9 protein-coding genes are annotated in these 7,546 nt (G+C 70.4%); 8 read left to right on the plus strand and 1 reads right to left on the minus strand.

All coding sequences use genetic code 11. The features are described 5' to 3' along the window. The 5 genes from ACY35P_RS14550 to xth form a co-directional block, all read left to right on the plus strand. A partial coding sequence (locus ACY35P_RS14550) for an ACT domain-containing protein (protein WP_462116558.1) occupies positions 1-300 on the plus strand: 300 nt, incomplete at its 5' end. Beyond that, the gene (gene dapD, locus ACY35P_RS14555) at positions 297-1,196 is read left to right on the plus strand and encodes a 2,3,4,5-tetrahydropyridine-2,6-dicarboxylate N-succinyltransferase (RefSeq protein ID WP_462116559.1); all 900 of its coding nucleotides are present in this window, start codon (positions 297-299) and stop codon (positions 1,194-1,196) included. The genes ACY35P_RS14550 and dapD, both read left to right, overlap by 4 nt. Before the next feature lies 1 nt (position 1,197). Continuing rightward, positions 1,198-1,560, plus strand: a complete 363-nt coding sequence (locus tag ACY35P_RS14560) for a Spx/MgsR family RNA polymerase-binding regulatory protein (RefSeq protein WP_462116560.1) — start codon at positions 1,198-1,200, stop codon at positions 1,558-1,560. After that, positions 1,557-2,690, plus strand: coding sequence for a succinyl-diaminopimelate desuccinylase (gene dapE, locus ACY35P_RS14565; protein ID WP_462116561.1), 1,134 nt, complete (start codon positions 1,557-1,559; stop codon positions 2,688-2,690). The genes ACY35P_RS14560 and dapE overlap by 4 nt, the downstream gene beginning before the upstream one ends. Positions 2,691-2,730: 40 nt before the next feature. Next, entirely contained in the window at positions 2,731-3,774 is a 1,044-nt protein-coding gene (gene xth, locus ACY35P_RS14570) for an exodeoxyribonuclease III (RefSeq protein WP_462116562.1), read from the plus strand. A 75-nt stretch (positions 3,775-3,849) separates the two neighbouring features. Here the strand turns inward: xth and ACY35P_RS14575 are convergent, their stop codons facing one another. Continuing rightward, positions 3,850-4,374, minus strand: a complete 525-nt coding sequence (locus ACY35P_RS14575) for an HAD-IB family phosphatase (protein WP_462116563.1) — start codon at positions 4,372-4,374, stop codon at positions 3,850-3,852. A gap of 226 nt (positions 4,375-4,600) precedes the next feature. Between ACY35P_RS14575 and ACY35P_RS14580 the strand changes: the two genes are divergently transcribed. The 3 genes from ACY35P_RS14580 to ACY35P_RS14590 form a co-directional block, all read left to right on the plus strand. Then, positions 4,601-4,750, plus strand: a complete 150-nt coding sequence (locus ACY35P_RS14580; protein ID WP_462116564.1) for a hypothetical protein — start codon at positions 4,601-4,603, stop codon at positions 4,748-4,750. Between the two features lie 109 nt (positions 4,751-4,859). Further along, entirely contained in the window at positions 4,860-6,524 is a 1,665-nt protein-coding gene (locus tag ACY35P_RS14585) for a M28 family metallopeptidase (RefSeq protein ID WP_462116565.1), read from the plus strand. Between the two features lie 198 nt (positions 6,525-6,722). Beyond that, on the plus strand, positions 6,723-7,546 hold an 824-nt coding region (locus ACY35P_RS14590; protein ID WP_462116566.1), incomplete at its 3' end, for a GGDEF domain-containing protein.

Genomic DNA, 7,546 nt, shown 5'->3' on the forward strand with positions numbered 1-7,546 from the left:
CCGACAGCAGCTGCGTCGCGAGCACGATCACCAGCCCGGCGAACGCCGCACGCCGCGCGCACCGTCTTCAGCCTCGTCTGCACCGACCGCCCCGGATTGCTGGCGGACGTCGCGCTCGTGCTGCGCGAGCAGGGCCTGCGCGTGCACGATGCGCGCGTGGCCACGTTCGGCGAGCGCGCGGAAGACGTCTTCCAGATCACCCGCGTCGACGCGAACGGCGTCGACGAACCCCTCGACGACACCCACCAGCAGGCGCTGCGCGATGCGCTGCTCGCCTGCCTCGACGGAGACTGCCCATGAGCCCGCCGGCCAAGACCCCCGCCAAGAAGACGCCACGTCGCAAGGCCGCCCCGAAGGGCCCGGGCCGCGACGAGCTGAAGTTCATGATCGACAGCGCCTGGGAGCGTCGCACGATGCTCACCGTGGACGAGATCGAAGGCTCGACGCGTCCGACGGTGAACCTCGTCATCGACGGCATCGAGTCCGGCGCGCTGCGCGTGGCCGAGCCCGACGGCAAGGGCGGCTGGGTCGTCAACGAATGGCTGAAGAAGGCGGTGCTGCTGTACTTCCGCACGCAGGACATGGAAGTGATCGACGGGGCGCCGGCGCCGTTCTGGGACAAGGTGCCCGCGCGCTTCCAGGAGTTCGACGAGGCGGCGTTCCGCAAGTCGGGCGTGCGCGTGGTGCCCGGCGCGATCGCGCGGCGCGGCTGCCACATCGCCAAGGACGTCGTGCTGATGCCGAGCTTCGTCAACATCGGGGCCTACGTGGGCGAGGGCACCATGGTCGACACGTGGGCGACGGTGGGTTCGTGCGCGCAGATCGGCAAGCACTGCCATCTGTCCGGCGGCGCCGGCATCGGCGGCGTGCTCGAGCCGCTGCAGGCGACGCCGACGATCATCGAGGACCACTGCTTCATCGGCGCGCGTTCGGAAGTGGTCGAAGGCGTGATCGTCGGCCACCACTCGGTGATCGGCATGGGCGTCTTCCTCGGCCAGAGCACGCGCATCTACAACCGCATGACCGGCGAAGTCAGCTATGGCTACGTGCCGCCGGGCAGCGTCGTGGTGTCGGGCCAGCTGCCCGCCGCGGACGGCTCGCATTCGCTGTACTGCGCGGTGATCGTCAAGCAGGTCGACGAGAAGACGCGCGGCAAGACTTCGATCAACGACCTGCTGCGCGGCTTGGCGGACTGACATGGTGACGACGCTCTACGGCCTCGCGAACTGCGACACGTGCCGCAAGGCGCGCAACTGGCTCAAGCGCTTCGACGTCGCGCACGAGTTCGTCGACTACCGCGACCAGCGGCCGTCGCCGGAGATGCTCGTCGCTTGGAAGGACGCGCTGGGTGGCTGGGAGGCGATGGTGAACAAGTCGTCGACCACGTGGCGCGAGCTACCTGCGGCGCGCAAGGCCGCCGCGTCGGACGCCGAATGGAAACTCCTGCTGCGCGAGCACCCGCAGCTGGTGCGCCGGCCTGTCGTCGTCACGGACGACGGAACCGTCAGCCAGGGGTTCTCCGACAACGGGTTCAAAAAGCGTTTCGGGGTCGGTGCATGAGCGACGTCCTCGACCTCACGCGTGCGCTGATCGAGCAGCGCTCGTTGACGCCCGACGACGCGGGCTGCCAGGCGCTGATCGCCGCGCGGCTGGAAGCGGCGGGGTTCGCCTGCGAGTCGATGCGCTTCGGCGACGTCGACAACCTGTGGGCGGTGCACGTGGGCGAGGAGGGCGGGCCGACCCTCGTGCTGCTCGGGCACACGGACGTGGTGCCGCCGGGGCCCGTGGAGTCGTGGGCGAGTGACCCGTTCGTGCCGGAGATCCGCGACGGCGTGCTGTACGGGCGTGGCGCGGCCGACATGAAGGGCAGCGTCGCGGCGTTCGTCGTGGCGCTCGAGCGCTTCGCCCGCGAGCGGCCGTCGCATCGCGGCCGCGTCGCGCTGCTGCTGACGTCGGACGAGGAAGGGCAGGCGATCGACGGCGTGCGCAAGGTCGCCGAGGCGTTTCGCCAGCGCGGCGAGCGCATCCACTGGTGCATCACCGGCGAGCCGTCGTCGAAGTCGGTGCTGGGCGACCTGCTGCGCGTCGGTCGTCGCGGCAGCCTGTCCGCGACGCTGACGGTGCGCGGGGTGCAGGGGCATGTCGCGTATCCGGAGAAGGCGCGCAATCCGGTGCACGAGGCGATGCCGGCGCTTGCCGAACTCACCGCCCGCCGTTGGGACGAGGGCTACGAGACGTTTCCGCCGACGAGCCTGCAGGTCAGCAACATCCTCGCCGGCACCGGCGCCAACAACGTGATCCCGGGGGAGCTGCAGGTGCTGTTCAACCTGCGCTACAACCCGCACTGGGACGCCGCGCGGCTCGAAGCCGAGTGCGAGGCGATCCTCGCGAAGCACTGCGGCGACTATGCGATCGACTGGCACCGCAGCGGCGAGCCGTTCTACACGCCGGACGGCGAACTGCGCGCGGCCTGTCGCGAGGTGCTCGCGGGTTTCGCCGGCGCCGCGCCGGAGGAGAGCACCGGCGGCGGAACGTCCGATGCGCGTTTCATCGCACCGCTGGGCGCGCACTGCGTCGAGATCGGCCCGGTGAACGCGAGCATCCACAAGGTCGACGAGCACGTGTCGGTCGCCGACCTCGAACGCCTGCCGGATCTGTACCTCGCGCTCCTGCGCCGTCTGCTCGGCTGACCTCACTGGCCCTGCACGCACCGCGCCTAGCATCGGGCGCATGGCCCGGCTCAAGATCGCGACGTTCAACATCAACGGCGTGCGCGCACGCCTCCCCGCGCTGCTCGACTGGCTCGAGCGCGAATCGCCCGACATCGCCTGCCTGCAGGAACTCAAGGCGCCCGACGAGGCGTTCCCGCAGTCCGACGTCGAACGGCTCGGCTACGGCGCGATCTGGCACGGACAGAAGTCGTGGAACGGGGTCGCGATCCTTGCGCGCGGCGCGCAGCCCGAAGAGCGGCGGCGCGGCCTGCCCGCTGATCCCGATACGTCGCAGAGCCGCTATCTCGAAGCCGACGTGCACGGCCTGCGCGTCGGCTGCCTCTACCTGCCGAACGGCAATCCGTGGCCCGGCCCGAAGTTCGACTACAAGCTCGCCTGGTTCGAGAAGTTCCGGCAGCACGCGGCGAAGCTGCTGCGCGACGGCACGCCGACCCTGCTGTGCGGTGATTTCAACGTCGTGCCGACCGACGAGATCGACATCTACAACGCGGCCTCGTGGAAGAAGGACGCGCTGCTGCAGCCGGAGAGCCGCGAAGCCTGGTTCGCACTTCTGGAGCAGGGCTGGACCGATTCGATCCGCGCCGTGCACGGCGACGCCCGCATCTACACGTTCTGGGACTACTTCCGGAAGCACTGGGAGCGCGACGCCGGCCTGCGCATCGACCACCTGCTGCTGAGCCCGAGCCTCGCGCCGCTGCTGCACGACGCCGGCGTCGATCGCTGGGTGCGCGGCCAGGCCGGCGCGAGCGACCACGCACCGACGTGGATCGAACTCGATACGGGCGGCGCGAAGGTCGCCCGACCGGGGACTGCGGCGAAGACGTCGGGGGCGAAGAAGCCGGGTGTTACGACGAAGGCCGCCGCGACCACGAAGACTGCCGCGAGGAAGGCCGCGTCGGAAAAGCCCGCGGCGAAGGGGACGGCCACGTCGGCGACGAAGGCGCCTGCCGCGAAGAAGTCGACGGCGAAAAAAGCCGTCGCCAGGAAGGCCGCGGCGAAAAAGGCACCGGTTAAGAAGGCACCGGCGAAGACGTCCCGATAGGTCCCGATACGGGCGCCCGGTGTCCGCCGTGGCAGCCGCGCGGTCCGGTCCCCGGCGATGGATCGCCGCCGGTGCTCACGCACCCGACGGTTCGCCGGCGCCCGCGGACGCGGCGACGTCGCCCGGCGCCGGCATGCGCCGGAAGTGGGCAATGTCGGCCATTGCCAGCATCGCCTCGTCCTCGATCGAATCCCCGTAGGCATGGACGCGTTCGAAGCGCGAAAGGTCGTAGGCCGCGCGCACGCGACGCACCTTCTCCTCGCGAACGCACTGCACGCCGGCGTAGCGACCCGTCAGGCGCCCGCCGCGGCGTTCCAGCGACGAAGCGAGCACGGGGAGCCCGTACGCCGCCGCCCACGGCGCCAGGTAGACGTCGAAGCCGCCCGAGACCACGGCCACCGTGTCGCCGCACTCGCGGTGCCAGTCGATGCGCGCGAGTGCCTGCGGACGGACCAGCGGCGGCAGGACGGTCTTCGCGAACTGTCGGCCACGGCGGTCGACGGGCGCCGCGTCCGTGCCCGTGAACGCGACCCGCGCGATCGCGGCCCGCACCGTGCGGCCGTCGACGACGCCCGCGCGATACGCGCGATCAGCGGCCAAAGAGCGGCGAAGCCCGCACGATGGCGCCATTTCGACACCGCGAAACCCAGGAAGTCGGGCAGCGTTTCGCGGGTGGTGATCGTGCCGTCGAAGTCGAAGAGGGCGAGGTCCATGGGTCGGCGGTCCTGCGGCCGCTCGCCGCCCGCTCAGCTTAGCGGCCGTATCGTCGCTGGCCCTGAGACCCCCGGGCGCCACACTGCGCGGCCCACGTTCCGAGGTGTATCCGATGTCTCCTCCTATCCGCGAAGCCGCGCCCCGTCCTCCGGCCCTGAGCCCGAGCCGGGCGATCGCCTCCGATGCCGACCGCCTGCGCAGCGGCCTGCCGCTCGAGTCCGGCGAGGCGCTTCCGCCGCCGCCGCCGCGCCCGATCCACTGAACGGCGAGCGTCCCGCCAGCCCCGTCGTCGCGTTGCATCCGTGCAACGCGGGGCGCGCCGGGACGCTTGCTACCATCGAACGGTAGTCCTTCTCCTGCAGAGGTCCGCTTTGTCCAGGTTGCTCGCCACCACCGTCCTCGCCGCGTCGCTGGGCCTCGCGCTCCAGCCCGCGTCCGCCGCCCCGAAGCCCGACATCAGCGCGAAGCGCCTGTCGTCGATCGTCCGCACGCTGGCTTCCGACGAGTTCGAGGGTCGCGGTCCGGCGACCGCGGGCGAGAAGAAGACCATCGACTACGTCGTCGCCCAGATGAAGGCCGCGGGCCTGCAGCCGGGCGGCGAGCTCAAGGACGGCAAGCGCCTGTGGACGCAGCCGGTCCCGCTGCTGCGCGCGAACATCACCGGCACGCCCGACGTCGCCTTCAAGCGCGGCGGCACGGCGCTGCCGATGTCGCAGGGCGAGCAGGTGGCGGTGCGCGCCGCGCTCAACGGCGCGAAGTCGGTGACCATCGCCGACGCGCCCGTGGTCTTCCTCGGCTACGGCGTCAAGGCGCCGGAACGCACGTGGGACGACTTCAAGGGCATGGACCTGAAGGGCAAGGTCGGCATCGTGCTGATCAACGACCCGGACTTCGAGACCGGGCACGGTGACTTCGGCGGCAAGGCCATGACGTACTACGGCCGCTGGACCTACAAGTACGAGGAAGCAGCACGCCAGGGCCTCGCCGGCCTGCTGATCGTGCACGAGACGGCGCCGGCGTCGTACGGCTGGGCCACCGTCAAGAATTCGAACACCAACACCATGTTCGACGTCGTGCGCGACGACCCGAAGGCCTCGCATCCGGCGCTCGAAGGCTGGATCCAGCGCGACGTCGCGGTCGACCTGTTCAAGCGCGCCGGCCTCGACTTCGATGCGCTGAAGAAGCAGGCGCAGTCGCGTGATTTCCGACCGGTTGCGCTGGAAGGCACCACCTTCTCGGCGAACTACGCCGTCGACAGCCAGGTGATCACCTCGCAGAACATCGCGGGCATGCTGCCCGGCAAGAAGCGTCCCGACGAGACCGTGATCTACAGCGGCCACTGGGACCACCTCGGCGTCGGCCAGCCCGATGCGAAGGGCGACCGCATCTACAACGGCGCGGTCGACAACGCGACCGGCATCGCCGCGCTGCTCGAGCTGGGCCGCGCGTTCGCGAAGGCGCCGCGCACCGATCGCTCCGTCGTCTTCCTCGCCGTGACCGCCGAGGAGAAGGGCCTGCTGGGCTCGGAGTACTACGCGTCGAAGCCGCTGTATCCGATCGGCAAGACGGTGGGCGTCATCAACATGGACGCGCTGGACCCGCACGGCCTCGCGAAGAACTTCACGACGTCGGGCAGCGCGAAGGTCGAGCTGCTCGACCAGCTGACCGCCACGGCGAAGAAGTGGGGCCTGGTGTACAGCCCGGATCCGCATCCGGAGGCCGGCCACTTCTTCCGCTCCGACCACTTCCCCTTCGCCAAGCGCGGCGTGCCGGCGATCTCGTACGGCTCCGGCAACGACTGGGTGCAGGGCGGAGTCGAGGCGGCCGAGGCGGAGCAGGCGATGTACACGAAGGAGCGCTACCACCAGCCCGCGGACCAGTGGGAAGCCAGCTGGACCTTCACCGGCATGGCGCGCGACCTGCAGATGCTCTACACGCTCGGTCGCGATCTCGCGTCGTCGAACCGCTGGCCCAACTGGAGCCAGGATTCGGAGTTCCGGGCGGCGCGCGATGCGTCGGCAGCCGACCGCCGCTGATCCTCGCTTCCCTGTGACGACGGACGGGACCTTCGGGTCCCGTTCGCTTTTGGGCCGCTGCGGCGATGGACCGGGGCGTGCGGCAGCGACATGCGGACCGTCACCTGAACGGTTCGGGCGCGGCACGTGAGGAATCGGCGCGGCCCGGCCGATAACGCGGTCGAGCCACGCGCATCGCGCGGCCCCTTTGGAGACTCCGTGCATCGCCTCGCGTCCCGCCTCCTCGACCTGCTGGCCAGCGCCGACCGTCGCCGCCGGCTGCGGCTCGCGCAGTGGCTGATCGCGAGCCTCGTCTACGTCGGCGCGGCAGCGCTGCTGACGACCGGCGTGGGTCAGGGCTGGATGAACACCGGGGCGCTCGCCCTCTGGCTGGCCTTCGTCGCGGCCGTGCTGCTCGTGGGCTACGTCGCGCTTCGAAGCGGCTGGACCGAGCGCTTCCGCGATCCGTCGATCACCGTCTGGCAGCTCTCGATGGGCGTGCTCGCGGTGAACTGGGGCTACCTGATCTGCGGCCCCATGCGCACCTCGGCGCTGTTCCCGATCATGGTGGTCTTCGCCTTCGGCGCGTTCACCCTGCGCTGGCGGCAGATCGCCTTCCTCACGGCGCTCGCGGTGTCGAGCCTCGTGGCGGCGGTCGTGCTGCGCACCCTCTATCCGCAGTGGGTGCCCGCCCAGGGCGATGTCGCGCCGCTGCGGGTCGACGTCAACAACGTGCTGATGCTCATCGTCGTGCTGCCGGCGCTCGCGGTGATCGCAGCGAGGCTGTCGGGCCTGCGGCAGAAGCTTCGCGACCAGCGCGAGGCGCTCTCGCGCGCGCTGTCCGACGTCGAACGCCTCGCCACGGGCGACGAACTGACCGGGTTGCCGAACCGACGGTCGATGAAGGCGAGGCTGGAGCACGGCATCGCGCTGTCGAGCCGGCACGTGACGCCGCTGTGCGTGGCCATCCTCGACATCGACCACTTCAAGGCCGTCAACGACGACTTCGGCCACGCCGCGGGCGATGCGGTGCTGCAGGAGTT

The organism is Lysobacter xanthus (assembly GCF_047159895.1).